This window comes from Paenibacillus vini (assembly GCF_018403325.1).
In the GTDB taxonomy this organism is placed as follows: Bacteria; Bacillota; Bacilli; order Paenibacillales; family Paenibacillaceae; genus Fontibacillus; species Fontibacillus vini.
Genome location: NZ_BOSL01000002.1, coordinates 213,540 through 236,098, shown reverse-complemented (window position 1 = coordinate 236,098; position 22,559 = coordinate 213,540). Strand labels below are relative to the sequence as shown.

General features: G+C 46.6%; 26 protein-coding genes. 8 read left to right on the top strand and 18 right to left on the bottom strand.

The genetic code is table 11. From position 1 onward, the window contains the following. Nucleotides 1–88: 88 nt before the first annotated feature. The 5 genes from KJS57_RS04445 to KJS57_RS04425 form a co-directional block, all read right to left on the bottom strand. Nucleotides 89–514, bottom strand: coding sequence for a CoA-binding protein (locus KJS57_RS04445; RefSeq protein ID WP_211019720.1), 426 nt, complete (start codon nucleotides 512–514; stop codon nucleotides 89–91). A gap of 24 nt (nucleotides 515–538) precedes the next feature. Next, nucleotides 539–1,831 (bottom strand): 3-phosphoshikimate 1-carboxyvinyltransferase, encoded by a 1,293-nt coding sequence (gene aroA, locus KJS57_RS04440; RefSeq protein WP_213653919.1) that lies wholly within the window; start codon nucleotides 1,829–1,831, stop codon nucleotides 539–541. Nucleotides 1,832–1,864: 33 nt separating this feature from the next. Next, nucleotides 1,865–2,407, bottom strand: a complete 543-nt coding sequence (locus KJS57_RS04435) for a shikimate kinase (protein WP_213653918.1) — start codon at nucleotides 2,405–2,407, stop codon at nucleotides 1,865–1,867. A gap of 188 nt (nucleotides 2,408–2,595) precedes the next feature. Further along, the gene (gene gnd / locus KJS57_RS04430; protein ID WP_213653917.1) at nucleotides 2,596–4,005 is read right to left on the bottom strand and encodes an NADP-dependent phosphogluconate dehydrogenase; all 1,410 of its coding nucleotides are present in this window, start codon (nucleotides 4,003–4,005) and stop codon (nucleotides 2,596–2,598) included. A gap of 158 nt (nucleotides 4,006–4,163) precedes the next feature. Continuing rightward, complete coding sequence (locus tag KJS57_RS04425; protein ID WP_211019724.1) at nucleotides 4,164–4,760, bottom strand: YkzI domain-containing protein; 597 nt, start codon at nucleotides 4,758–4,760, stop codon at nucleotides 4,164–4,166. Between the two features lie 292 nt (nucleotides 4,761–5,052). Between KJS57_RS04425 and KJS57_RS04420 the strand changes: the two genes are divergently transcribed. Continuing rightward, a complete protein-coding gene (locus KJS57_RS04420; RefSeq protein WP_213653916.1) occupies nucleotides 5,053–5,676 on the top strand; it encodes a YktB family protein in 624 nt (207 codons plus the stop codon). A gap of 795 nt (nucleotides 5,677–6,471) precedes the next feature. Here the strand turns inward: KJS57_RS04420 and KJS57_RS04415 are convergent. Beyond that, complete coding sequence (locus KJS57_RS04415; protein WP_213653915.1) at nucleotides 6,472–7,758, bottom strand: MFS transporter; 1,287 nt, start codon at nucleotides 7,756–7,758, stop codon at nucleotides 6,472–6,474. Nucleotides 7,759–7,947: 189 nt separating this feature from the next. Here KJS57_RS04415 and KJS57_RS04410 point away from each other — a divergent pair, with 189 nt between their 5' ends. Further along, nucleotides 7,948–9,423, top strand: coding sequence for an aminotransferase class I/II-fold pyridoxal phosphate-dependent enzyme (locus KJS57_RS04410; protein ID WP_211019728.1), 1,476 nt, complete (start codon nucleotides 7,948–7,950; stop codon nucleotides 9,421–9,423). A 70-nt stretch (nucleotides 9,424–9,493) separates the two neighbouring features. Here the strand turns inward: KJS57_RS04410 and KJS57_RS04405 are convergent, their stop codons facing one another. Together KJS57_RS04405 and KJS57_RS04400 are read right to left on the bottom strand one after the other, a co-directional pair. Continuing rightward, the gene (locus KJS57_RS04405; RefSeq protein WP_211019729.1) at nucleotides 9,494–9,817 is read right to left on the bottom strand and encodes a DUF1292 domain-containing protein; all 324 of its coding nucleotides are present in this window, start codon (nucleotides 9,815–9,817) and stop codon (nucleotides 9,494–9,496) included. 108 nt (nucleotides 9,818–9,925) lie between these two features. Beyond that, nucleotides 9,926–10,480, bottom strand: coding sequence for a stalk domain-containing protein (locus tag KJS57_RS04400; RefSeq protein ID WP_211019730.1), 555 nt, complete (start codon nucleotides 10,478–10,480; stop codon nucleotides 9,926–9,928). Between the two features lie 181 nt (nucleotides 10,481–10,661). On the opposite strand from KJS57_RS04400, the gene KJS57_RS04395 reads away from it, so the two are divergent. After that, nucleotides 10,662–11,399 carry an MBL fold metallo-hydrolase gene (locus KJS57_RS04395; protein WP_211019731.1) on the top strand — a complete coding sequence of 246 codons (738 nt, stop codon included), beginning with the start codon at nucleotides 10,662–10,664 and terminating at the stop codon, nucleotides 11,397–11,399. 69 nt (nucleotides 11,400–11,468) lie between these two features. Here the strand turns inward: KJS57_RS04395 and KJS57_RS04390 are convergent, their stop codons facing one another. The 7 genes from KJS57_RS04390 to KJS57_RS04360 all read right to left on the bottom strand — a co-directional run bounded on the left by KJS57_RS04390 (nucleotide 11,469) and on the right by KJS57_RS04360 (nucleotide 16,393). Further along, nucleotides 11,469–11,711, bottom strand: a complete 243-nt coding sequence (locus KJS57_RS04390) for a DUF3892 domain-containing protein (RefSeq protein ID WP_211019732.1) — start codon at nucleotides 11,709–11,711, stop codon at nucleotides 11,469–11,471. An 80-nt stretch (nucleotides 11,712–11,791) separates the two neighbouring features. Then, nucleotides 11,792–12,241 carry a GNAT family N-acetyltransferase gene (locus tag KJS57_RS04385; protein ID WP_211019733.1) on the bottom strand — a complete coding sequence of 150 codons (450 nt, stop codon included), beginning with the start codon at nucleotides 12,239–12,241 and terminating at the stop codon, nucleotides 11,792–11,794. 275 nt (nucleotides 12,242–12,516) lie between these two features. Further along, entirely contained in the window at nucleotides 12,517–12,768 is a 252-nt protein-coding gene (locus KJS57_RS04380) for a hypothetical protein (RefSeq protein ID WP_211019734.1), read from the bottom strand. Nucleotides 12,769–12,853: 85 nt separating this feature from the next. Then, on the bottom strand, nucleotides 12,854–14,149 hold the full coding sequence (locus tag KJS57_RS04375; RefSeq protein ID WP_211019735.1) for a glycosyltransferase family 2 protein: 1,296 nt from the start codon (nucleotides 14,147–14,149) through the stop codon (nucleotides 12,854–12,856). Then, the gene (locus KJS57_RS04370) at nucleotides 14,142–14,285 is read right to left on the bottom strand and encodes a hypothetical protein (protein WP_211019736.1); all 144 of its coding nucleotides are present in this window, start codon (nucleotides 14,283–14,285) and stop codon (nucleotides 14,142–14,144) included. Before KJS57_RS04370 ends, KJS57_RS04375 begins: the two co-directional genes overlap by 8 nt. 32 nt (nucleotides 14,286–14,317) lie before the next feature. After that, nucleotides 14,318–15,193, bottom strand: a complete 876-nt coding sequence (locus KJS57_RS04365) for a diguanylate cyclase domain-containing protein (RefSeq protein WP_244861392.1) — start codon at nucleotides 15,191–15,193, stop codon at nucleotides 14,318–14,320. Nucleotides 15,194–15,268: 75 nt separating this feature from the next. Further along, nucleotides 15,269–16,393 carry a glycosyl hydrolase gene (locus KJS57_RS04360; protein ID WP_213653914.1) on the bottom strand — a complete coding sequence of 375 codons (1,125 nt, stop codon included), beginning with the start codon at nucleotides 16,391–16,393 and terminating at the stop codon, nucleotides 15,269–15,271. Nucleotides 16,394–16,578: 185 nt separating this feature from the next. Here KJS57_RS04360 and KJS57_RS04355 point away from each other — a divergent pair, with 185 nt between their 5' ends. From KJS57_RS04355 to KJS57_RS04340, 4 genes are all read left to right on the top strand, one after another. Next, nucleotides 16,579–16,929 (top strand): PH domain-containing protein, encoded by a 351-nt coding sequence (locus KJS57_RS04355; protein ID WP_213653913.1) that lies wholly within the window; start codon nucleotides 16,579–16,581, stop codon nucleotides 16,927–16,929. A gap of 302 nt (nucleotides 16,930–17,231) precedes the next feature. Continuing rightward, nucleotides 17,232–17,660, top strand: a complete 429-nt coding sequence (locus KJS57_RS04350) for a ferritin-like domain-containing protein (protein ID WP_213653912.1) — start codon at nucleotides 17,232–17,234, stop codon at nucleotides 17,658–17,660. Between the two features lie 189 nt (nucleotides 17,661–17,849). After that, the gene (locus tag KJS57_RS04345) at nucleotides 17,850–18,062 is read left to right on the top strand and encodes a hypothetical protein (RefSeq protein ID WP_213653911.1); all 213 of its coding nucleotides are present in this window, start codon (nucleotides 17,850–17,852) and stop codon (nucleotides 18,060–18,062) included. Between the two features lie 279 nt (nucleotides 18,063–18,341). Continuing rightward, a complete protein-coding gene (locus tag KJS57_RS04340; protein ID WP_213653910.1) occupies nucleotides 18,342–18,704 on the top strand; it encodes a hypothetical protein in 363 nt (120 codons plus the stop codon). A 96-nt stretch (nucleotides 18,705–18,800) separates the two neighbouring features. On the opposite strand, the gene KJS57_RS04335 is transcribed toward KJS57_RS04340, so the two are convergent. Further along, a complete protein-coding gene (locus KJS57_RS04335) occupies nucleotides 18,801–19,475 on the bottom strand; it encodes a stalk domain-containing protein (RefSeq protein WP_213653909.1) in 675 nt (224 codons plus the stop codon). Between the two features lie 211 nt (nucleotides 19,476–19,686). On the opposite strand from KJS57_RS04335, the gene KJS57_RS04330 reads away from it, so the two are divergent. Beyond that, nucleotides 19,687–20,448, top strand: a complete 762-nt coding sequence (locus KJS57_RS04330) for an S-layer homology domain-containing protein (RefSeq protein ID WP_213653908.1) — start codon at nucleotides 19,687–19,689, stop codon at nucleotides 20,446–20,448. Between the two features lie 257 nt (nucleotides 20,449–20,705). On the opposite strand, the gene KJS57_RS04325 is transcribed toward KJS57_RS04330, so the two are convergent. Together KJS57_RS04325 and KJS57_RS04320 are read right to left on the bottom strand one after the other, a co-directional pair. Beyond that, complete coding sequence (locus KJS57_RS04325) at nucleotides 20,706–21,257, bottom strand: hypothetical protein (protein WP_213653907.1); 552 nt, start codon at nucleotides 21,255–21,257, stop codon at nucleotides 20,706–20,708. 464 nt (nucleotides 21,258–21,721) lie between these two features. Further along, nucleotides 21,722–22,159, bottom strand: a complete 438-nt coding sequence (locus KJS57_RS04320; protein ID WP_213653906.1) for a hypothetical protein — start codon at nucleotides 22,157–22,159, stop codon at nucleotides 21,722–21,724. Nucleotides 22,160–22,559 lie beyond the last annotated feature (400 nt).

Sequence of the window (22,559 nt, the reverse complement as noted above, 5' to 3'; positions counted from 1 at the left end):
CCCAGGTTTGCAAATTTGTCAAAGGAATTCGGAATACATAAATAAAAAACCCGGCCCCGCAAGGGCCGAGTCTCTCGGTAGTGATAAATTATCTCTTTCCGATCAAAATACTGTCTTCCACCTTGATGCAGCGGTCCATGATGACCGTTAAACCGCCTTGGGAAGCAATCTCATAAGCCTCGTCGCTCTCGATGCCAAGCTGAAGCCAGAGCACGTTGGCTCCGATCTCCACCGCTTCGCGGGCCACCTCCGGCGTATATTCGCTTCGGCGGAACACATTGACGATATCCACCGGCTCGGGGATGTCCTTCAAAGCGGCATAGACCTTCTCGCCGAGAATTTCGCCGCTGGCGGCCGGGTTGACCGGAATGATCCGGTAACCGTTGTTCTGGAGCGCCTGGGCTACCATATACGAAGTCCGGTCACTTTTATCGGATAAACCGACGACAGCGATATTGCCCGCATTTTGCAAAATACCCTTGATTTCCTCACGGCTCGGATTTTCAAATGCCATTTGGGATCACACCTTTCTTTACCGTTATTTTACCCACTCGACCGAAGCGCCAAGCGCAGTCAAGTGATCGAAATATTGCGGATAAGATTTGGCTACATGATGCGCGTCCTTGATAAGGAGCGGTTCCTTGCAGCGTAGACCGACGACGGTCAAAGCCATGATCACCCGGTGATCGTAGTGAGCGTTGATCGTCGCTCCGCCTTCGAGACCCGAAGGACGGCCATGAACGATAATTTCCGATTGGCGCTCTTCCACCTGTGCGCCCGCCTTTTTCAACTCATTGAGATAGTCTGTAATGCGGTCGCATTCCTTATACCGTAAATTTTCCACGTTGTAGAATCTTGAGGTGCCGTCAGCAAATACGGCTGCAGCCACCATAGCCAGCACCGCATCGGTCGCGGCATCGCCGTCGAACTCAACCGGACGAAGCCGCCCGTTGCCGAGCACATGGACCGTGCCGTCCTTATGGCTAAGCGGAACGTCCATCATTTGCAGCACATCGACAATGGCACGTTCCCCTTGTTTGCTGCGTTCCATCAGGCGGTGCACCTTCACATCGGATTTCGTAACAGCTGCCGCGGCGAGAATAGCCGCCGAGCCGGGATAATCCCCCTGAACCGTATAGTTCTTGGCCTGGTAAGCTTGACGTCCCGGAACCCGGAAGCTCATATAATCGCTGGCGGCGTCGATCTTAATACCCGCCTGCTCAAGCACTTCCAGCGTCTGCCCGATGACGACCTTCGATTTCAAGTCGCCAAGCACTTCAATCTCGCTGTCTTCCTCAAGCAGCGGGGTCAGAAATAACAAGGCGCTCAAATATTGCGAACTGACTTCGCCGGACACTTTAATCTTCCCGCCTTTAGGATTGCCGCCGCGGATGGTGATCGGCAGCCGGCCTTCTTGATGCTCAATCTCCACGCCCATCGATTCCAGCGCCTCGATCAAGTCGCTGTGCGGACGTTTACCGAGGGAGTCCGGATAGGTGTTTACAAAGGTCACATCCGGGCAAAGCGCTGCAATCGCCATCAAAAACCGCAGCACCGCTCCTGCGTTGCCTACGTTCAGTTCCTTCACATCCCGCGGGTTCTTGCCGAAGCCGGTGATGACGATCTTCTCGTCATCCTCCTGCAATACTGCGCCGAGATCCTGAATACACCGGCGCATCGCATCGCTGTCCTCGCTGTGAGCGGGGTAGTACACCGTGCTTGTACCTTCCGCCAGAGCGGCTACCAGCAGATAGCGGGTCGTATAGTTTTTGGAGGACAGCGCTCCGATTTCTCCTTTTAGTTCCGCAGTGGGCCTAACGATCATATCCATATGTATATCCCCTTTGTATGTGTTGTTGATTGATTAACCGCGGTAATGCATTAAAATCTCCGCAGACACTTCTTCCGCACTTTTGCCGGAAGTATCGATGGTTACATGTGCAAAGTTATAAGCATGCTTCCGTTCTTCCAGCAGCGCCGTGACGCGTTGTCTGGCCCCGCCGGCAAGCAGCGGTCTTCCCTTATCTTCTCCGACCCGGGCAACGATTTCGTCCACTGTAGCCGCAAGCGCGACAACCCAGCCGTATTTCAGCATTTCCCCGCAATTGCTTTCCCGAAGCACCGCTCCGCCACCTGTGGCCAGGATCGATCCCGGAACTTTAAGCGCTTCAACCAGAACAGCCGATTCCAGCTCGCGGAAATAGGACTCGCCCTTCTCTTCAAACAACTCGGGAATGGAGCAGCCCGCCTTCTCCGCAATCATTGCGTCCAAATCCAGCATACGGTATCCCGTCTCTGCGGCAAGATGTGCCCCGACCGTAGATTTACCGGTCCCCATCATCCCGATCAGTACGATAACATCGCTTTTTTTTCGCAAATTTTCACCTACTTTGTTTCCTGATCCCATGGTTCTCAAATTAACTTTTTCATATCATAACACAGGCTGGTAACTTTGGCACTTCTCCCCTGAAAAATATCACTTTTCTAACCCACCGCAACCTGCCCCTATGAAAAAAGAGCGCCGCAGCAAACGGAATGTCCGTTGCTTTGGCGCCCTTGTTCGAGCCGTTCAATACATGATTCCCAATTTGATTCTTAGAACCATTGGTGATGGAATACGCCTTCTTTGTCCACACGTTTAAAGGTATGAGCTCCGAAGTAGTCGCGCTGCGCCTGAAGCAGGTTGGCAGGCAGACGTTCCGTACGGTAGCTGTCGTAGTAGGACAAAGCGCTGGAGAAGCCTGGAACCGGAATTCCGTTCTCAACAGCGGCTGCAACCACTTTGCGCCATGCATCCTGGTAGCTTTCCACGACATTTTTGAAGTACGAATCCAGAAGCAGGTTTTTAAGAGCAGGATCACGGTCATACGCTTCTTTGATGTTTTGCAGGAACTGCGAACGGATAATGCAGCCGCCGCGGAAAATCATAGCAATATTGCCGTATTTCAAGTCCCAGCCGTACTCATCCGAAGCGGAGCGCATTTGCGCGAAGCCTTGGGCATAGGACACGATTTTACTTGCGAACAGCGCTTTGCGCACGTTCTCGATAAATTCCGCTTTGTCGCCGCTGAACGATTTCTTAGCCGGACCGCTCAAAATTTTGCTAGCTGCCACGCGCTCTTCCTTCATCGCAGACAAGAAGCGGGAGAATACGGATTCCGTAATCATGGACAACGGAACGCCGAGATCGAGGGCGCTTTGGCTTGTCCATTTGCCGGTGCCTTTTTGTCCGGCTGCGTCGAGGATCACGTCAACCATAGGTTTGCCTGTTTCTTCGTCATATTGCGAGAAGATGTCGGCGGTAATTTCGATGAGGTAGCTGTCCAGCTCGCCTTTGTTCCAGTCAGTGAAAATTTCATGCAATTCTTTGGCGTCCACGCCAAGCACGTCTTTCAACAGATGGTAAGCTTCGCCGATCAACTGCATGTCGCCGTATTCGATGCCGTTGTGAACCATCTTCACATAGTGTCCGGCACCGTCCGGTCCGATATATGTACAGCAAGGATCGCCGTTTACTTTGGCGGAAATCGCCGTCAAAATCGGCTCTACCAATTTATAAGCACTCTCTTGTCCGCCCGGCATAATCGCAGGGCCTTTAAGCGCGCCTTCTTCGCCGCCCGATACGCCTGTACCGATGAAACGGAAGCCTTTGGCTTCAAGTTCTTTGCTGCGACGTTGAGTGTCAGGGAAATAAGCGTTACCGCCGTCGATAATGATGTCGCCTTGATCCAGATAAGGAAGCAAGCTCTCAATGGTCGCGTCGGTCGCGGAACCGGCTTGTACCATGATCAAAATTTTGCGTGGCGTTTCCAGGGATTGCACAAACTCTTCTACCGAGAAAGTACCGACAAGATTTTTGCCTTTGGCTTCGTTCTCAAGTAGGTCATGCGTTTTTTGCGGGGAGCGGTTGAATACCGAAACGGTAAAGCCTCTGCTTTCGATATTGAGGGCCAAATTTTTGCCCATAACGGCCAGGCCGATAACGCCAATCTGTTGTTTTGACATGGTCTCCATCCTTTGCAAACTTTATTTTTATCAATAATATCATTTTAACTCTTTTGAGTACAGAAGTGAACCCCTTGAACCCGGCACCCACAAAACAACCCCCCATAAATCAGGGGGCCTTACAATGATTTATATCCTAGTTTGCGTTAAAAAGAAGGCTACCATTCAAGCCGGATCAATTTGATCCGCAGTTTGCGAAGCTTCTCTTTGCAAATCTCGGCCAGTTCTTTGTCTCCCTTTTGCAGCGCCTCGTATAGCATCTCCAACTCCCGGTCGAGCTCCTGCTGCAAGCTTTCAAGCTGCTGCTCCGCCGATTGTGAGGCGAACATTTCCGCCATTTTTCCCGTATCGAGAACAGGGCCTTTCTGAAAAATCACACGATGCTCCATACCGTTGATCTCTACCAGCCTGATCACTTCTCCGAACAGGATATTCTCGATCAGAATCTGCCGGTCTTTAAAGCGCTTAACCACGGCGTGACCGCGAAGATCCCCGATCAGCTTCTCCAGCCATTCGGCCAACTTGGCATCCTTGATTACGTAATCGCCCACCAGCTTGTATCCTTTCGCCAGACGCTGAAAACGAAGCTTCGTTAGCTTGCGGCCCGTTCGCACGGAAATAATGAAAATGGATTCGTTCTCGCTCCAATATAAAGAATATCCGTCTTGGATCAAATCGCGGATCAGCTGCTGTATATGCCGGCGGTCGAATCGGAGTTCCAGGTTGCAGTATTCCACTTCATAGCTTTTATTCATGGCACTCCCTCCCTTTCTTGATCAAACCCGAACCGGGCTTCAGGGCGTCGGCCGGGCCTCGCATTTCTCCCACTTGCGGCTTACCATTTCCTATTCTTCATCTTATGTAGCGGAACTTGGATTATTGATTATTTTTACCCGTTTCGGGCTGGGTCTGACTCAAAAGGGCGGTATTTCATCCTCCGGGTCGGCTGGAAGCCGGGGATTCGCCCTCAGGCGGGACCGTTCTGCAAAATATGCTATAATCGGTTAGTAAGCCAAGCCAGCAAGAGCCAGTGATGGAGGTATTAAAATGACGTTTAACGGTTTTACCGAGCAGGATTTCGATAGTTTGACAGTTCCCGGGCTTGAGCCCCGGATGGAAGCCATCATCAGTCGGGTCAGACCCAAGCTTGAAGCCTTGGGCGGCGCGCTCTCTCCATATCTCTCCGTGTTGTGCGGCGAGGACATGTTTCCGCATGTTGCCAAGCACGCCCGCCGGAAAGTAAATCCGCCGATCGACACCTGGATCGCCTGGGCGAGCAGCAAACGCGGTTATAAGGCGCTCCCGCATTTCGAGGTCGGTATGTTCTCGACTCATTTGTTCATTATTTTTGCGGTCATTTATGAAAGCCCGAATAAAGCGGTATTCGCCGATTATGTGCAGAAGCACACCGCCAAAATCAAAAAAGCCGTGCCAGGCGAGTTCTACTGGTCCATGGATCACATGGATCCGGGCGGTAAGCTTCATACCGACACGAGCTCCCAAGCGCTTAAGGACATGGCCGAGAAGCTGAAAACAGTAAAGAAAGCGGAGATCATGTGCGGCCTGCGCATCGAGCGGGATGATCCGATCTTACGCGACGGCGAGAAGCTGACGGCAAAAATCGAAGAAACCTTCGGTTCCCTGCTTCCGCTGTATCAAGCTTCTTTCTGATAATTAAGGGAGCCGAAAATTGAATATGAAATAACTTAACTGTATTTTGCGAGTATCCATTAGAATATTAAAAATAACTGTAAAACCTCCATCTAAATTTGGCTATTTCCCCCTCAGCAGGTGGTAACAGCTCAATTAACTGGAGGTTTTACAGTTAATGGGGTTAGAAAGCCGGGATTGCCGAAATTAACTGCAGGTTTTACAGCTAAATGAGTTGGAAAGTCCGATATGATGAATATCAGAAACCTTAGAGTGGCACTGGTTGCTGAAGCTGTTTCGAATGATTGCTTTGTGCCTTTTAGCTGCTGATACTGTGACTGTGACTGTGACGGAAAGATTCTAGTTGGCATTAGTTGCTGATACAATGTCGGATTGATTACTGTTGAATATAATTTAACAGTATTTTCTACAGCTAATTAGCGGGTATCCAGCAGAATATTAAAAATAACTGTAAAACCTCCATCTAAATTTGGCGATTTCCCCCTCAGCAGGCGGTAACAGCTCAATTAACTGGAGGTTTTACAGTTAATTGGGTTAGAAATCCGGGATTGCCGAAATTAACTGCAAGTTTTACAGCTAATTGAGCCAGCACGCCCTTTCCGAAACTAACCGGAGGTTTACCGGTTAATCCAATCGGTTAATCCAATCAGCTAATGCAGTCGATCGGGCGCCGTTATGCAGCAGCGAAACACCTTGCGCTGGAATCGCGCATGGTCAAAGCTGCGTGCTTCCAGCGCGCGGTGCGAAGCGACTTGGGACGATCACTATGTATAGTATCTCGCTAACCCCCCGCTCTTACCGGGTCGAAACTCCGGCAGAAGCGGGTTGTTTGCGCGATAAATACAAGTGCAGGAAGAACAGCAGGGCCATGGAGATCGAACTCGCCACGAAGGGAGCGGGGGCCCCAAGAGCGTCCCACATTTTGCCGGAGGCGATCGGCCCTACGATCATGCCGGTGCCCTGGATCGTCAGGAAAAGCCCCCACACGGTACCCTTCTCCCCCTCCGGGAGCAGGTGAGAGATCATCGTATCCCACGTGGGCAGGATCAGCGCATAGCTGACTCCAATCAGCATTACCAGCGTCCACACGACGGGTAGCGGCCGGATAAAGGCAAACAGTCCGACGGATACGGCGGCCAGCGCAAAGCCGGCGTTCAAAAACCGTCGAGTCCCGTACCGGTCAACGAGTTTGCCGACGGGAATCAACCCGAGCACGGTGACCCCGCCACCCGAGATCAGCATCAGGCTGAACGCTTCCGGCGAGAGGCCCAGCTCGGAGCGGACAAACAGCGTAATGACCGGGGTAAGCAGCCCGACGGCAAAGGATTGAAGGAACAGCGCCGGATAAAGCAGCGGGCTCACCTTCAGATGAGTCCGGATATGACGGTGCGTCTCCTTGATATTTTGCCAGATCCGGGCTGCTCCGCCTTGCCATAACGCTGCGGTGGCAGACGTGTCCGCCACGGTCTCGGTACCTGTGCCCGTGTTACGGTTCCCCGCATGTCTAGGCAGAAACAGCGATACCAGGACCACAAGCCCCATGCAGCTCAGCAGCACCCAGAATACGACTGTATAAGATACGCTGACCAGAAAATTGATGATAACCGGCCCCAGGCCTGTCCCCCCCAGGCTCGAGATCTGGATGACCCCCATGGCGGTGCCGAAATTTTTGTTTTCCTCCGTCACCGCCGTTATGCCCATCAGGACGCAGGGCCATAGCGGCGCTGTGCCGATCCCGAGCAGGGCGCATCCCAACACGATAAAGCCCATTGTTTTCATAACCGTAATGATAAAAACGGCTCCCAAAGTAATGCACAGCCCGATCGTCATCGTCAATCGGAACCCGATGCGCTCGATCAGCCAGCCTGCCGGGCTGCGGAACAGATTGTCTCCTATGTACTGGCACGAGAAGGATAAGCCGATCGCAAATGCGCTAAGCTGCAATACGTCTCCCATATACACGGGAAGAATGGCGACGATCAGGGCACCTTTTACAAATTCCACCAAAAACATAATAATCCATAGACTGACGAAGGTTGGTGTGAGCAATTTTTTGTTTACAAACTTTGTTGCCAATTCCATCGGCGTTCCTCCCCTTTCCCCTGTTTATCCCGCTACTGTGCTTTCTCCTAGTCTTTCCAGTTAGGCCCTGAACTTAACCTCCCGCTAACGTTTCGATCAGCACTCTCTAAACTTCGCTTGCATTCCGGGCCCATTTTGCTATACTCAACCTTGTTGAAAATTTACATTACGAAAGGCAGGGACGGCCCTATGGATCATCAACAAACGCCGCTATTTAACGCTCTTAAAAAGCATGCGGCCGGCAATCCCGTTCAATTTCACATTCCCGGGCACAAAAAAGGGCTCGGAACCGATAAAGAATTTCGCGAATTCATTGGCGATAACGCCCTATCCATCGACCTTATCAATATCGCGCCGCTGGACGACCTTCATCAGCCTACGGGCGTGATCGAAGAGGCGCAGAAGCTTGCGGCCGATGCGTTCGGCGCGGACTATACTTATTTCTCCGTGCAAGGGACCAGCGGAGCCATCATGACTATGGTACTATCCATTTGTTCTCCCGGTGATAAAATTATCGTCCCGAGAAACATTCATAAATCGGTTATGTCGGCCATTATTTTTGCCGGCGCCAAGCCGGTATTCGTCTCTCCCGCGCAGGACGAGAACCTGGGAATCGATCACGGGATTACGACCTCGTCGGTTCACCGCGCCCTCAAGCGCCATCCCGATGCGAAAGCCGTGCTTGTCATTAACCCGACCTATTTCGGCGTATGCGCCCACTTGAAAGAAATCGTGGATTTGGCGCACAGCTTCAACGTGCCTGTATTGGTGGACGAAGCCCACGGCGTGCATATCCAGTTTCACGAGGAGCTTCCGATGTCGGCTATGCAGGCCGGTGCGGACATGGCCGCTACCAGCGTACACAAGCTGGGCGGTTCAATGACGCAAAGTTCGGTACTGAACCTGAACGTCAAGAACGGCTTCGTCAACCCGCAACGCGTACAGACGATCATCAGTATGCTGACGACGACTTCGACGTCTTATTTGCTGCTCGCTTCGCTGGACACAGCCCGCAGAAACTTGGCCTTGAACGGCCGGCAAATGGTGCAGGAGGCGCTTGACCTGGCCCATTACCTCCGCGGCGAGATCAACAACATCGAAGGCTTGTACAGCTTCGGACGGGAGATTCTGGGCGGCGAAGCCACCTATGATCTGGACCCGACCAAGGTGACGATTCATGTGCGTCATTTGGGCATTACCGGTTATGAAACGGAAAATTGGCTGCGCGAGCATTACAATATCGAAGTCGAGCTCAGCGACATGTACAACATTCTTTGTATCATTACCCCGGGAGATACAAAGGAATCGGTAAATACCCTGCTGTCCGCGCTTCGACATTTGTCTGAAACATACTACAAAGAAAATAACGCGAACGAGCTGATCGTCAAAATTCCGGAGATCCCGCAGCTGTCGTTAATTCCAAGAGACGCCTTCTATGCGGATACGGAAGTCATTCCGTTCAAGGAATCGGCTGGCCGGATCATCGCCGAATTTATCTATGTTTATCCGCCGGGTATTCCGATTCTGCTGCCTGGCGAGGTCATCTCCCAGAGCAACATCGATTACATCGTCGACCACGTGGAAGTCGGACTGCCGGTAAAAGGTCCCGAGGACCGCTATATCAATAAGGTCAAGGTCATCGTGGAAGCCGACCCGATCTTCTAACAGAGAACACGCAAAAAAGGTGATCCCGAGCTGAATGCTTGGGACCACCTTTTTGATTATGGAACGGTTATTAAGCTTCGCCTTGTTGTGCAACAAGCTCGTTATAAGCTTCTTCCACTTGACGCCATTCGTTTTCGTCTTCGATATTGTAAAGCACCATTTCCTCGTTCTCTTCTTCCATACGAAGGATGATGCCGTCCGCTTCCGGATTGTTGCGTTCCAGCAGAAGCGCATATACTTTTTCGCCTACATCGAATGTCTCGACAAGAACCATTTCTACGTCATTGCCTTCCTCATCCGTCAGCGTCAATACGAACTCTTCATGCTCGTGGTCATGATCATGGTCGTGTCCGCAGCCGCAAGCTTCACCATGTTCGTGATTGTGGTCGCTCATTGAAATACCTCGCTTTGATTAATTTAATGTGTTGAACCCTGTCGGTTTCCCTCGTATCGTAACATTTTCAGGATGGCAGGTCAATTTTGGAATAGAGGTTCACGAGGCTTACTTGAGCACGTTGATGCTTTTCTCCGAGACGAGCGTAAAGTCCGAGCCTCCGCTAGGTTTCATGTAGAAGCCTACGGTATATTTTCCGGCCGATTTGAAATCATAGGTGTAATCTTCCGTCCGGAACCAGAAGTTATCCCGCTGCTCTTTGATATCGCTCGTTTGAATCACTTTGGAAGCGCCGTCCGGAGCCGTAATAGAGACCCGCACCGCTGAAATGTCCGTCCGCAAATTATCGATTTGGGAAAATACGTTAAACTTCAGTTTCCCGGTCTTCTTAATATCTCCAAATACCGCCTCGTCCGTAAACAAAAACATGTGGACGTTCGGTTTATAGTATTTTACCGTTTTGGTGGAGTCGTCGTATTCTATCAAACCTTCAAGCTCGCGCACAGGGATATAGGTTTTTCCGTCGATCATATACCCCCCGTCTTCCAATTCACGGCCGTTAAGAAGCGTTTTGACTTTCTGGGATGCGGAATCAGCAAACAGCAGTGAACCTCCCATCAAGGAGAACGCAACGACTAGCAAGGCAACTCTTCTCCATCTCATTTTATAACCCTCCAATTGATTCGTGTTGATGTAAATTTATACTCCATGCAGAGAATCAAGTTGCGGTGATTTACCAAAAGATTGAACATTTTTTACAAACGCAGACTTTCACTGCGATTCGAAATTGTGTAAATTAGGTGGAACAAGGAAAATAACAGCATTACAGCTCAGGAGGGATTATATGACACTACGTCTCCAAATGCTTGGTACGGGCGGTGCTTTTGCCAAGAAATACTACAATAATAACGGGTTTATCTATGCCGATGATTTCACTCTGCTGATCGACTGCGGCATTACCGCACCGCTCTCTTTGCATCAACTCGGGAAACCGGCGCTGGAGGAAATCGATGCTATCCTCGTGACCCATATTCATGGGGACCATGTGGGCGGTCTGGAAGAGCTTGTGTTCAGAATGAAATACGGAGCCGGGCGCAAGCCAGTGCTCTACATCGCCGAACAGCTGATCACCCCGCTTTGGGAAAATACATTGAAGGGCGGACTTGGCCAGGACGGGATTTCATCACTGGAGGATGCCTTTGAGGTCCGGCCGCTGACGGAAGGAAATGCCTGCAGCCTGTCGCCGAATTTGAGCGTGGAAATCATCCGGACGCCCCATATTCCGGGCAAAGCAAGCTATTCGCTCTATATTAACGATGAAATTTTCTATAGTGCGGACAAAGTGTTTCAACCCGAACTGCTGACCCACCTGGTGAAGGATAGAAACTGCCGGAAAATCTTGCACGAGGTCCAGCTGACCGGTGCTGGCGAAGTGCATACGACACTGGAGGAACTGTTGTCCCTGCCGCCGGAAATCCGCAGCAAAATTATGCTCATGCACTATGGAGATGAAATGGAAGACTATATCGGACGTACCGCAGAAATGGAGTTTCTTCGCCAGCATGAAATCTATGACCTATAAAAAAACAGCCCCCCGGAAGTGATCCGTGGGGCTGTTTCACTGTGTTTGGTTCAGCAACAAAACGGCAAACTATGCATCAAAACGGGGCAGCGCGTCCAGGTTATTGGTAGGGTCGCCGTCGGCATCCCCCCGGATGTACATCTCCCCGTCTCTTCCTTTGAATAAATTTACGCCGGCAATCGCACCGGCCTGAACTTCCTGCTTTGCCTGATCATAATTCAGAATGCGGCCGCTTGACGTTTTAAAGGCTGTCAAATCCCCATCGCCGTTTTTTTGAACCGCAATAAAGTGTTCTCTCGCATCGAGTGCCATGCTGCATCACTTCTCCTCTTCGTGGATTCCCCCTGAGGAAGGGATGTGTATAGCATGTCCTTTTTCGCAAAATCTATGAACTATGCCTTTAGCGGCTTTACCATTCGCACATGCGGGATTCCTGCGTCATCAAACGGTTCCGTGGAGATCGTCTCATATCCCAGTTTGCGATAGAACTCCTCTGCTTGGCATTGTGCGTCAAGTACCGATTGACTCAGGCCCAGTTCCCTAGCGAGCTCTTCCATAGCGATCAGCAGAATTTTACCGATTCCTTTGGAACGGAAGCTTTGACGTACTGCGATCCGCTGCATTTTAGCCGAATTGTCTTTATAGTAAGTCAATCTTCCCGTTGCCGCATATGTACCATCCACGTCCACCAGCACATGATGTGCATCCGGGCCGATCCGGTCAAATTCGTCAATTTCCAAATCGATAGGAACCTTCTGCTCCTCCACGAATACCTCTTTGCGGATATTCAAGCATTGTTCCAGTTGCTGTTCCGTTTCTACATGTATAATGACAGCAGCCATTTCTCAGCCTCCCATGTACCTTTTCTATGAAAAACAATTGAACTGCAACATTATACAAAAAAACGGTTTTCATGTATAGTTGGGACAGTATCCGATGATGAAAGGAGCTTACCAATGGTCATGGGCGTTACCATCGCGGCTGCCGTGCTAATCGCTGTCCTGCTGATTGTCTCCATGTTTTATGTCACCAAGAAGGGCTACTCCCGAAAATGGGACGAAGATTGAACGAAAATTCGGGGCCGAGCCCGAACCCGAGTCCAATTCCGTCCCGTTTATTAGGGATGACTCAGCGTTTCTTTGGAATAGACTTCGTCCCTCACAGCCGGTGAATAGACTCCCTCCGATATCGAAGGGCCGACGAACCACCAGGGCGAAGACGCCTGTCTGCGCAGCGTGGCCTCATCGGCCTTTAGGCCGCATCCCACGATTAAAGATAGCGCGCTGAAACCGACGATCAGGCAGAGCAACCGGTTTCTGGTTCTGTCGTGACCTTTGGACGGTGCATCCTTGCTATAATCGCTAATCAAGGCGGAATTCCCTCCTTCGCAACTGTTCTCATATATTATGATTCCAGTGTTGCCCGGAAAGCTTTACGCTAAACGAATGCTCTCTTCAGTCAAAGCGCTCCGTTTTATACCATTTTGTTTTTCTCCTAAATAATTTATCCATAATCAAGGAATAAAATGCCCGTACGGAAATAACGAGGAACAGTTGGGAATAGGTGAAGTACGATACCACGGAAACAATGAAATTTCGAATGTTGCTCTGACCGATATCCGCGGCCAAGGCCAGGTTAATCTGCAGGACATAAATGTAATACATCAATGCCCATGCGATCATTAAGAATACAAAAATATCGCCTCCGAAAATAAAAGGAGATACGATCGACGGAACAAACAGAGCTATGATCTGATAAACGATATTCGTAATAAAAATAATGTCCGAGATTATAATAGCGATCATGAACCAGAAATAACTGGCCGCATAATACAGGACATGTAGCTTGATCCGCCAGCTTGACCTGTTAAACAGATGATGGATGTTGTCGATAATGACATGATAATTCCCTTTGGACCACCGTTCCCGCTGCCGCATGTATACACCGAGTCGCTCCGGCTCTTGCTGATAAGCCTCCGCCTGTGGCGCTAAAGCGATAAGCTGGCCCCGCGTCAAAATCTCGAAAGAAATCGCGGTATCCTCCGTTATCGCCTCCTCGTCCCAGCCTCCAATTTCCTGGATCAACGCCGACTTGACGATAAAATTAGTTCCAGGAATAGTACCGATTTTGAACAATTCCCATAAACCCGTATGATGAACCCGTTGCACAGTTACAAGCTCCAGGTTAATGCATTGGGTCAGGAAATTCTGGCTTCGGTTTCTCGCCTTGTTCCTGCCAAAGACGGCGCCATACAGCTCGGGTTCCTCCATCGCTTTCTGCACAAGGAAGGCTAATGCGTTACGTTCCGGTGCGGCATCCGCATCATAGATGCAAAGCCACTCCCCGGTGGCCAGTTGTCGAGCATCGTTCAACGCTCCGGACTTGCCGCCCTTCCCCGTTCGTTCAAGAATCATAAAATCCCGGTCGCGATAAGCTTCCTTGTTCTTCAATACCTTCAAATTGTGGGCCGTCCGATCCGTACAGTTGTCGGCAATCACGATGATTTGTATTTTATCGGCCGGATAATTAAGCTGCAGGATGTGCTCTACCGTAGATGCTATTACGATTTCCTCGTTGTGGGCCGGTACAAGTACGCTGACCGTCGGGTAATTGTCCATATTTTCCGGGATCGTCAGCGGAGATCGATTCTGCCTGAAAATAAATTTAATCGCACCCGCCATAATTACGATAGCTTCCAGGACCGCAATCCAAATACTGATCACGGAGAAAATCAAGAAGAAATCAGACATTCGGCTTCCCCCGATCGTATTTTTCAATGACTCTGACACGAAATACGAGTGTGAAGATCGTTAATATAATGACCGCAAGGGTAAATATCGAGGAGACGATGATGCAAAGAATGATGAACCATTGATAGTCAATCATGCTGCCACTTCCTTTCGACCGCTACTGGTAGTCTATATATACTCCGCAATCAGGTCCGTCTCCGTGCCTCTTTCCAATGCGTTAATGACATCATCGGTTTGCAAAAAGAAATCGGCCCGATCCAATTGGAATCCTAGCGTTGCCGAACGTACCACGAGTTTCAGGGGCTGTCCCTTTTTATCTTGAAAATCAAGGCTCATCATCGCGTTTTTCACTCGCTCCGCCACCACCGAAAAGAAGCTGCGGTCCGTCAGCGGACAGAGGATGATGAAGCGTCCCATATCGATCGAAAACTTGGAATCCTCCATCCGGATTTGCTGCTGGATTGTGTTGGAGATCTCAAGCAGAAATCTCGAATAACGCTCCGGACCTAGCGATTCCAAAACGAGCGGCAAAAACTCAATTTTAAATATAGCTAGGGAGAAATCATATTTCTCCGGATATCGTCTAGCTAAATTGGTTTGCTTGGACAACAGGTCCGCAAAGGCTTCTTTGTTCCCGAGCCCCGTGTCCAGATCAATGGTCGGGTTCTTATCATTCAAATCTTTCAATCGAACCATCATATTTTTCGTCCGGATCAGTCCATTGTTTAAAAACGAGGCTACAAGTACATTCGCGGGAATAAGTAGCAGCCAGGACACTTCAAGCAGGTCGCTGCGTCCATGGGTTGTCAGCCACACCAGATACGTGACGGCAAAAATAAAAACCAGTACGACCGAGTAGCCGACCGGCAATAGCAAGCCCATGGCGATCGCCGCGATCGCCCCAATGCTTGCGGCCATTTCCCAGCCAGAAAAACTCTGATCCATGTACAGATTTGCATATACCGCCAATTGTTCAAGCAGTAAAAGGGCCATCAGGCTGAGGAAACCGATATCTATTCTCCGAAGCTTCTTTTGATGTTCCAAGATATACCTCCTTACCAGTCGGGTGAACCCACATATTACCTTCGCTGGAAGACTGTTTTCTATTAAATTAAACTTTTATTCATGTTCTGATGCATTTTTCATATAGACGTTTTCAGCCAAAAGAGGTACCAGATTATCGAATAAATGCGAATTTCGATCAAACACATAGCCGCCTTCAAATCGGGGGTCATTATCCCGCATGGCGATCATGTGAGGGTAAAGCTGCTCCGCCCAAGCGCGATCTTTAATTTCGCAGGCCAGCAATATAGCCAATCCGTATACAGCCGGAGATTCGTAATTCACCGACGGTTCCCTGATCTCCCGGTCATAACGCCCGGGCAGCATGTCTCGCGCGGTCAGCTCCTGCTTAAGAAATGCAGTAAGCGGCTCCACGGATTTCCCCAGCTCCGCCAGGTGAATTCCCACGATTAATTGATCGATTAAATTGATCTCCTGGTCGTAGCGGTACATGCGTGAAGTGACTTGAAACGCTTTAGGAAAGAACGTCCCGTCATTAGGCATGTTGAGCAGCAAATCCGTATGCTTGTCCAGCATACCGCGGTCTATCAGCCCGTGCCGCTGCATCGCCTGCAACGCTGCCGTATCCACGTAAACCAAGCTCAGCTCACCTGCTGAAGTCTCATGCTTGAAGTCATGATAATCGACAAAATAACCCTCTACCCTCAACGAGGACCGCAGCGTTTTCGTTAATTTTTCGGCCGTATCCAGAACCTCCTTCTCCTGCCAGAGGTCATAGGCGTCCAGGAGAGCACCTATGATTCTGAAATCATCACCAAGTGCACTGGTGTTCACCTCGGCCTTTCCGTCGGGTTGGAGCTTCCAGTACACGTAATTTTGAGGCGAAATAAATAGCTCCTGCAACAGCTTGAAGCTTCCGTCAAAGCGCTTCTTATCCTTATTAAGGACCGCCGCTTGCATCCACAGTCCCAATGACTCCGACAAAGCTTCGTGTCCGGCCACAACATCCGGGTTGTCGGATTCGAAGTCCTGAAGATACGAGGCTAACGTCCCGTTCGGATTCGTCATGTATTTCTCTACGAATGTGATGGTCGACGAAAGCTCCCGCCGATCATTTTGCCGGATATATATGAAAGTTACCAAAGCCAGAACCAAGGCCAAGATCATGAATATAAAAATAGTGTTTTTTCTTCGTTCGGCAATAAACGGTCTTAGTTTCATCTTCCCGCCCCTTTCGTGTATTAATAATGATATAAACTTCCAATTGTTATATATAACTTTTATATCCTTCGTTTGAACTTATCCCCTGTAGCTTGATAGGAAGGACATTCATCTGAAGTTGGCGAACAACTTAGGTATGGTAAAAAAATATCTGAACAGGAATATTTCAAGACGGAGGGTATACGATGGCATTTTTTAAAAGCGGGGAAAATCGGGAAAAGCATTTACAGCAGGTGCAAGAGTTTCTATTTGAAGGCGAGCAAGTTAATCATACATATGGACTTTCATCTGATTTCGTAGCACTTACCAACAAAAGAATGATCTACGTCGGAAAACTCCCGCTTAGCAAGCAAATCCAGGTCACTACAATCCCTTACAGCAAGATCGAAGAGATAGGCTTTGAAATTACCGGCACTTTCTCTTTGACGAATAAAATAAACGTGATCACTAAAGCTGGTAAACATGAATTAGAGTTTGATAAAGCAGCAAATATTAAAGAGTTTTATTTAAACCTGTCTAAACACATCTGCCAATAAGTTGATTCTCAAACAGCTCTTGTCGCCCAGAGCTTGTTTGTTATTTAGAATATTTTTGCTCGGCTTGATCAATGAATGTATTTAAAACTTCGAACTTATTTTCAGGGTCAAGTCCGAAGAATACCCCCGAATTCATATCTTTAAAGAATCTCTCTTGCCCACCAAACTCCAGTAACGTCTTGGTCCCGTCTTACTAGTTATCTCCATTATTCGGTTGCAGAGGTGTTTTGACTGAAATGGAACAGACAAGGTTCGGTAATTTGGGCTGGAGCATACATTGATGCAAAAGGAGTGATCGCAAGGTGAATTACTACTACACCTGGCAGCCCTCTACTAACACAAAAATTGTTACCGATTTAACCAAGGCTCTAAACGGTGAGTATCATGCTATTCACTGCTATGAGCAGTTAGCAAATCAGGCTCCAAATCAAGAGATAAAAAATCGAATCCTTGAAATAAGGAATGATGAAATAATACACTATCACTTGATCTCCCCTATCTATATATCTCTTACGGGGAATAAATTCTCCCCTCAACTAACTGAACCTTGTGCTGCTGACTTTAGAAGCGGAGTGCTTGCCTCATTTAAGGATGAGCAAGAAACGGTAGATTTTTATCATAGAATCGCAAGGGAATCCAATGATTCTCTTATCATGGATACGTTTCAACAAGCCGCAGCCGACGAACAAAATCATGCGGTATGGTTTTTGTACTTTATGAATCATCAGTAGTTTGCAGGAAAACCCTTGAGGCATATGGGCTTCAGGGGTTTTTCATTACCAAATAAACCGCATTAATTAAGCTTTAATGATTCGTTATCTTCTTTTGTGTTTAAATCATTAGTTACTGGTTCAACTCAAGTTTGTCGTTCGGAGTGATTACGGTTTTAGACGAGTAATTATTAATTAAGGAGATTCTCAATGAGTAAGGAAGACAAAATATTTTATAGTGGGATTGGGCTTGTTATTATTAGTTTTATTCTGACATTACTCTTCGGAAAAGAATCGATCCCTATCTTTTTATTTTCAGCCTGTTCACTTTTTGTACTGGGTTATGGCTATTATTTCAAGTCGAAAGCAGATAAAAAACGAACTGAAATTCAAGCTGAAGCAGAGCTAAACAAAAAGGAGTAACGGCAACACGGACCCTAATTCGTATCATATTCGTATCAATGCATCATCCGTCGGCGCCAAAATATCTGTGTATTTTTGCATTAAAAAACCTTGAAGCCAAACGTCTCAAGGCTTTTTTGTATGGTCTGAAGTAGGCTCGAATCCCTACTCCCCCCTGTTAAAAGGACATGCCATAGAACTTGCATTTATGTTGTACAATTTATCTAGATAAGGAAAATAAGATTAAAAGAGATGTATAGGCCATATATAATAATTCCGAAACGAAGAAGGTGTGTAAATATGGAGGATATCTTTACTTCAGATAAATTGGAGTCAATAAAATCTTTAGAATCGACTATCAGAAAACTCGAAAATGCGTTCTCCCAGATGACTCAAAAAGGCGCAAGCACAACACTAGTTGAGAAACGTCTGAAAGCTGTTACCATTGGCTTGGCTATGCTTGAACAAGTTTGGAATCAAAAGCCTCAGGATTACACCCAACACGATTTAATAGAAGCTCGGAACGTTCTTATTGGTTTAACCCCATCCGTTGAAACTAGTTATGCTAAATCAAAAGAAGGCAGTCCACAAAGAACGCTTTTAGAACGAAGACTTAAAGCGTTAGGTTTAGTTGTTCAAGCGATTAACGAGGCTTCGATATAGACTTGATCTTAAACACAGTCGTCTACTCCTTACCTTCTCTCTAGGTAAATAAAAAGAGTGCCCATAAAGGCAACCTGTAAAATTATATAGAGATTTCTATTTCAAAATACCCTTACTTATTAGATTTTCAATTTTATAGTATGTAATTCCGTCAACTTCCTTTGTTTCAATACTCGTGAAATCTTGTTTGAAAACATCAGCACCGTATAATGTTTCAAGTAACTTTTTATTAAGCCATCCTTTAGTGATATTCGGTCTTTTTCCTGTATAAATAGAAAAATCGGGATCGTCGTTGTCGTCAAGCTTTTGTGTCTTTCCGTTTTTATCTTTTACATATAAAAAAATCCAACCTTCTTCATTAACTAACCCGAACGGTTCTACAACTTTAGGTTTATTATTTTCGGTAAACTCTCTAATGGCTTTTTGTTCAGCGGTTTCACCCTCAATCGTGGTCAACTTCCCATCATTAATAATATACGTCAGAGAATCGCCAGATTGTGAAGTTCCAGAGCCAATTTCCACTTGTTTTTTTTCAGCGTTCCACTTGTAATTAACACCTGTTAAATCGCCAATTTTTGCAAGTGGTAAATACGTCTTTCCGTTATAATTCAAAATTGGATTTTGTGCATCTTTGTAGATTACACCATTAACAACAACGGGTCTATTAAACTCCGTCAGAATGAACTGCTTTACAGCCGCGAAGGAAGTAGACCCAAATCCTACAGAAGCACCAATAATCACACCAACAACAAGATAAAGCATTTTTTTCATTTCGTTTCCTCCCTAAAATAGGTAATATCACCCATAACATACTACCATATTTTTACGGGATGAACTATTTTTATTTCACTTTTTGGTAGTTTTTTCTTATATTATTACATTGAATGTATGGATAGCATAGTAAGCAATTTTAGCTTCACTGTCGTCCTCGCTATTACGTTCACTGACACAAAAGGTGAGTGGAGTGAAGAAGGAATCATTGATGAAATTAATTAATAAAGGGTTCATTAATCAAAGTACATATGCTGCTGGATTCAAACCTACACAGTCTATGATTCGTATAGAGATGGCTAGATGGTTATCTGCTGGTTTGAGTAAAGCCAACCCAGATTATGGACAGGCAATTCAGGACATGGCTGACACAGTGGTTCCGGTGACTGAGTTTTATAAAGGAGGCCTGGACAAAAACGACAACGGTGTCGTAGCGCAAATTATCGCAACTGGATTGATGAATGGTTATACGGACGGAAGTTTCGGTCCGAGTAATAAGACTAGTCGTGCTGAAGTAGCCGCTATTCTCTTGCGTTACGAAGAAGCTCAGAAGAAAGATCCTACAACAATCCAATTACTCAATGAGATGCGTAAGATCGGATTGACTGGCACGAACGTTGAGTCCCTTGGGTTCGTAATACAATCACAGCAGGACTATCTCAAGGAGTTTAAGGACTTTCGTAAGTTTTCTGGAACATTAAATAGCAGTCTAGGCAATGCAAACCTGAATAGACTTATCATTGTAGACCAGTTCAAACCTGAGTATCCGTACTATAAGGTGTTTATCGGTAAGAATTTTAACCCTGCTTATATATTTAGTGAGAAAGGTAGTTTTGTAGCTTTCCGGGAGCTAATTGTATTTCCGAAAAATGATAAGTTGCACGGAGGTAACTATAACAACGCCTTTAAGGATAGCAATGCAGGTGGTTCTGGGTTTGGGGGGAATTCTACAGTTTCTTTATTGGTCATATGATTTTGTAGCTAGACCATACAAAGGGTCTAACTTTGACGGGGTTAGGATAACCTTCAATGGTAAAACTTTTTGGGCCTTAGCTCCGGAGATTTATGTTAAGTGAAGAAATGATCAGTACTTTTTCTGGCACAACTTGTATCCATGCTGGATTTATAACAAGTAGTGAAATCCGAACTTATATTAAAAAGCCCACCGACCAAGGTTAGTGGGCTTTAATAAATTTATAGTTATGTAGAAAGCTCAGTTTAGTTATTTAATCATTTTTTGGAGATATGTTTTAACTCTTCCATATCAATTGTATTATTAGGCAGTCCAACTTTAGAATAAAACATTCCAAATCTTTGTGACAATTCCTCCACATAAGGACTTTTTAGCCTTAATCTTGGTCCAGAATTCAATCTATATGAATCAAGAAGGTTATATGGAATAGAATAAATATTTGCAAAGTCTACAATCTGGTAATTCATATCAAAAGAAGGATCTGAACTTTTATTTAGGAGGTGATATGCTGGTCTCAGACCTTTACTTACGTCACTTACAAATCCCCATCCATCACCTTCTACATCAGCAATAGGGGCAACAGTAACCATCTCAACCTTTGGCCCCGCAGGACCTGCAAGCAAACAAGCCTGAGTTAAAATAACAACATCGTCAAAATACACTTTCGCCTTAGCCTCAGCAACATTACCTTTTAGTAAATCAGGATAGTTTGTTGGATATTCGGGAATAATAATAGGACAACCTATAAGAATGTCACCTTGACTAATGACTTGATCAACACTTACTATTTCATACCAATTGTCAGACATGACAAACACCTCAAATTCTAGGCCGCTTAGGTAGCCGCCCACCGTATTCTAATGAAAAAGAAACTTCCGTAAATGCATTGGAGTGTTTTATTGGCCTAATATCGTAATTCTCAACTGTATCGATACGTGGACGGGCTGGCAACTTAGTGTGATATTCAATTGAAGCAGTCATTCCGACTGGAACATTACGGCGAGTCTTCTTCACTCTAATTGCCCCCATTCCCGAATTTTTGGTTCTCACAAATCCATCTGTACGAATATTATATGCATCATAGCTTGTCCCCATACTCAACGTCCGTACTGTAGGTGAGATTTGTTGGGGGAGTATGCCTCCAGAAGAAGTCATGACTCCCACTAGAACACAACCAACCCCAAACCTTGTCCAATTATTTATCCCCTTAGTCAGAAGTTGTTTTCTTTCTTCCGAAGAGCTAGCAACAACGTTACCCGACAAATTAAAACTATCAGTGGTTGACATTAATATTCACTCTCTCTTGTTTAAACACTTCAAAAAAACAACTTCCAATTTCAGTATTGTCACAATAAAGCCTCAGATCATACCTGCCTTCAGTTTCAATAATTTGATTTTTAATATTAGAGATGAATAAACCAGATGTTGCTATACTGGCATCTCCTTGATCTTGATAAATAGCCCAAGGAAAAGCACCAATCATCTCGTTCTTGATTGCATTGATGATTCTAATTTCAAGATCGTACTTCTTTCCGATCTCATAGTGAGAAACTGCGGCGAATATACTGAAACTTAATTGTGTTGGAAGAAACGGAACAATGAAATTAAGAACTGGTTGTGTAAGCATTACTTTTGGATTGTTATCAGCCATTGGCATAACATTTACGTCTTCAAAAATCATCAATGATCTAAATTGCATCTGTTGATTCACCACGCAACTACCTCTCATATCATTTGTAAGGTTTACCCATATTATAAACTTAAACTCTGGTATTACAAGCAAACTTTTATAATATATCGAATAAAAACACAAAATGCAATAACATAATTTCAGTATTTATATATATTTGATTCAATGCGTGGTAGTGAGATACCTTGCGAACCCGTGTTCTTTTTTTGTTTTTTTATTATACATCTAATAATACTTTAAAACCGGTCCCAAAGCGGACATGTATAAAAATGATTCTAAGTCCATACCCGTCAAACTGACGGGAGTGGAAAACCGCGAGCGACCTTTTATCGCTGAGTCCAAATTAGGCGAGGTCGGGAGTCAATACAGGCAGTTCGGAAACCTCGCTATGTCGCGAGATTTCACCTTGCTCGTAACGGTC

Excerpts from the sequence above, each read along its gene's own strand:
- KJS57_RS04445 (WP_211019720.1), bottom strand. The coding sequence starts at position 514 with ATGGCATTTGAAAATCCGAGCCGTGAGGAAATCAAGGGTATTTTGCAA.
- aroA (WP_213653919.1), bottom strand. The coding sequence starts at position 1,831 with ATGGATATGATCGTTAGGCCCACTGCGGAACTAAAAGGAGAAATCGGA.
- KJS57_RS04435 (WP_213653918.1), bottom strand. The coding sequence starts at position 2,407 with ATGGGATCAGGAAACAAAGTAGGTGAAAATTTGCGAAAAAAAAGCGAT.
- gnd (WP_213653917.1), bottom strand. The coding sequence starts at position 4,005 with ATGTCAAAACAACAGATTGGCGTTATCGGCCTGGCCGTTATGGGCAAA.
- KJS57_RS04425 (WP_211019724.1), bottom strand. The coding sequence starts at position 4,760 with ATGAATAAAAGCTATGAAGTGGAATACTGCAACCTGGAACTCCGATTC.
- KJS57_RS04420 (WP_213653916.1), top strand. The coding sequence starts at position 5,053 with ATGACGTTTAACGGTTTTACCGAGCAGGATTTCGATAGTTTGACAGTT.
- KJS57_RS04415 (WP_213653915.1), bottom strand. The coding sequence starts at position 7,758 with ATGGAATTGGCAACAAAGTTTGTAAACAAAAAATTGCTCACACCAACC.
- KJS57_RS04410 (WP_211019728.1), top strand. The coding sequence starts at position 7,948 with ATGGATCATCAACAAACGCCGCTATTTAACGCTCTTAAAAAGCATGCG.
- KJS57_RS04405 (WP_211019729.1), bottom strand. The coding sequence starts at position 9,817 with ATGAGCGACCACAATCACGAACATGGTGAAGCTTGCGGCTGCGGACAC.
- KJS57_RS04400 (WP_211019730.1), bottom strand. The coding sequence starts at position 10,480 with ATGAGATGGAGAAGAGTTGCCTTGCTAGTCGTTGCGTTCTCCTTGATG.
- KJS57_RS04395 (WP_211019731.1), top strand. The coding sequence starts at position 10,662 with ATGACACTACGTCTCCAAATGCTTGGTACGGGCGGTGCTTTTGCCAAG.
- KJS57_RS04390 (WP_211019732.1), bottom strand. The coding sequence starts at position 11,711 with ATGGCACTCGATGCGAGAGAACACTTTATTGCGGTTCAAAAAAACGGC.
- KJS57_RS04385 (WP_211019733.1), bottom strand. The coding sequence starts at position 12,241 with ATGGCTGCTGTCATTATACATGTAGAAACGGAACAGCAACTGGAACAA.
- KJS57_RS04375 (WP_211019735.1), bottom strand. The coding sequence starts at position 14,149 with ATGTCTGATTTCTTCTTGATTTTCTCCGTGATCAGTATTTGGATTGCG.
- KJS57_RS04370 (WP_211019736.1), bottom strand. The coding sequence starts at position 14,285 with ATGATTGACTATCAATGGTTCATCATTCTTTGCATCATCGTCTCCTCG.
- KJS57_RS04360 (WP_213653914.1), bottom strand. The coding sequence starts at position 16,393 with ATGAAACTAAGACCGTTTATTGCCGAACGAAGAAAAAACACTATTTTT.
- KJS57_RS04355 (WP_213653913.1), top strand. The coding sequence starts at position 16,579 with ATGGCATTTTTTAAAAGCGGGGAAAATCGGGAAAAGCATTTACAGCAG.
- KJS57_RS04345 (WP_213653911.1), top strand. The coding sequence starts at position 17,850 with ATGAGTAAGGAAGACAAAATATTTTATAGTGGGATTGGGCTTGTTATT.
- KJS57_RS04340 (WP_213653910.1), top strand. The coding sequence starts at position 18,342 with ATGGAGGATATCTTTACTTCAGATAAATTGGAGTCAATAAAATCTTTA.
- KJS57_RS04335 (WP_213653909.1), bottom strand. The coding sequence starts at position 19,475 with ATGAAAAAAATGCTTTATCTTGTTGTTGGTGTGATTATTGGTGCTTCT.
- KJS57_RS04330 (WP_213653908.1), top strand. The coding sequence starts at position 19,687 with ATGAAATTAATTAATAAAGGGTTCATTAATCAAAGTACATATGCTGCT.
- KJS57_RS04325 (WP_213653907.1), bottom strand. The coding sequence starts at position 21,257 with ATGTCTGACAATTGGTATGAAATAGTAAGTGTTGATCAAGTCATTAGT.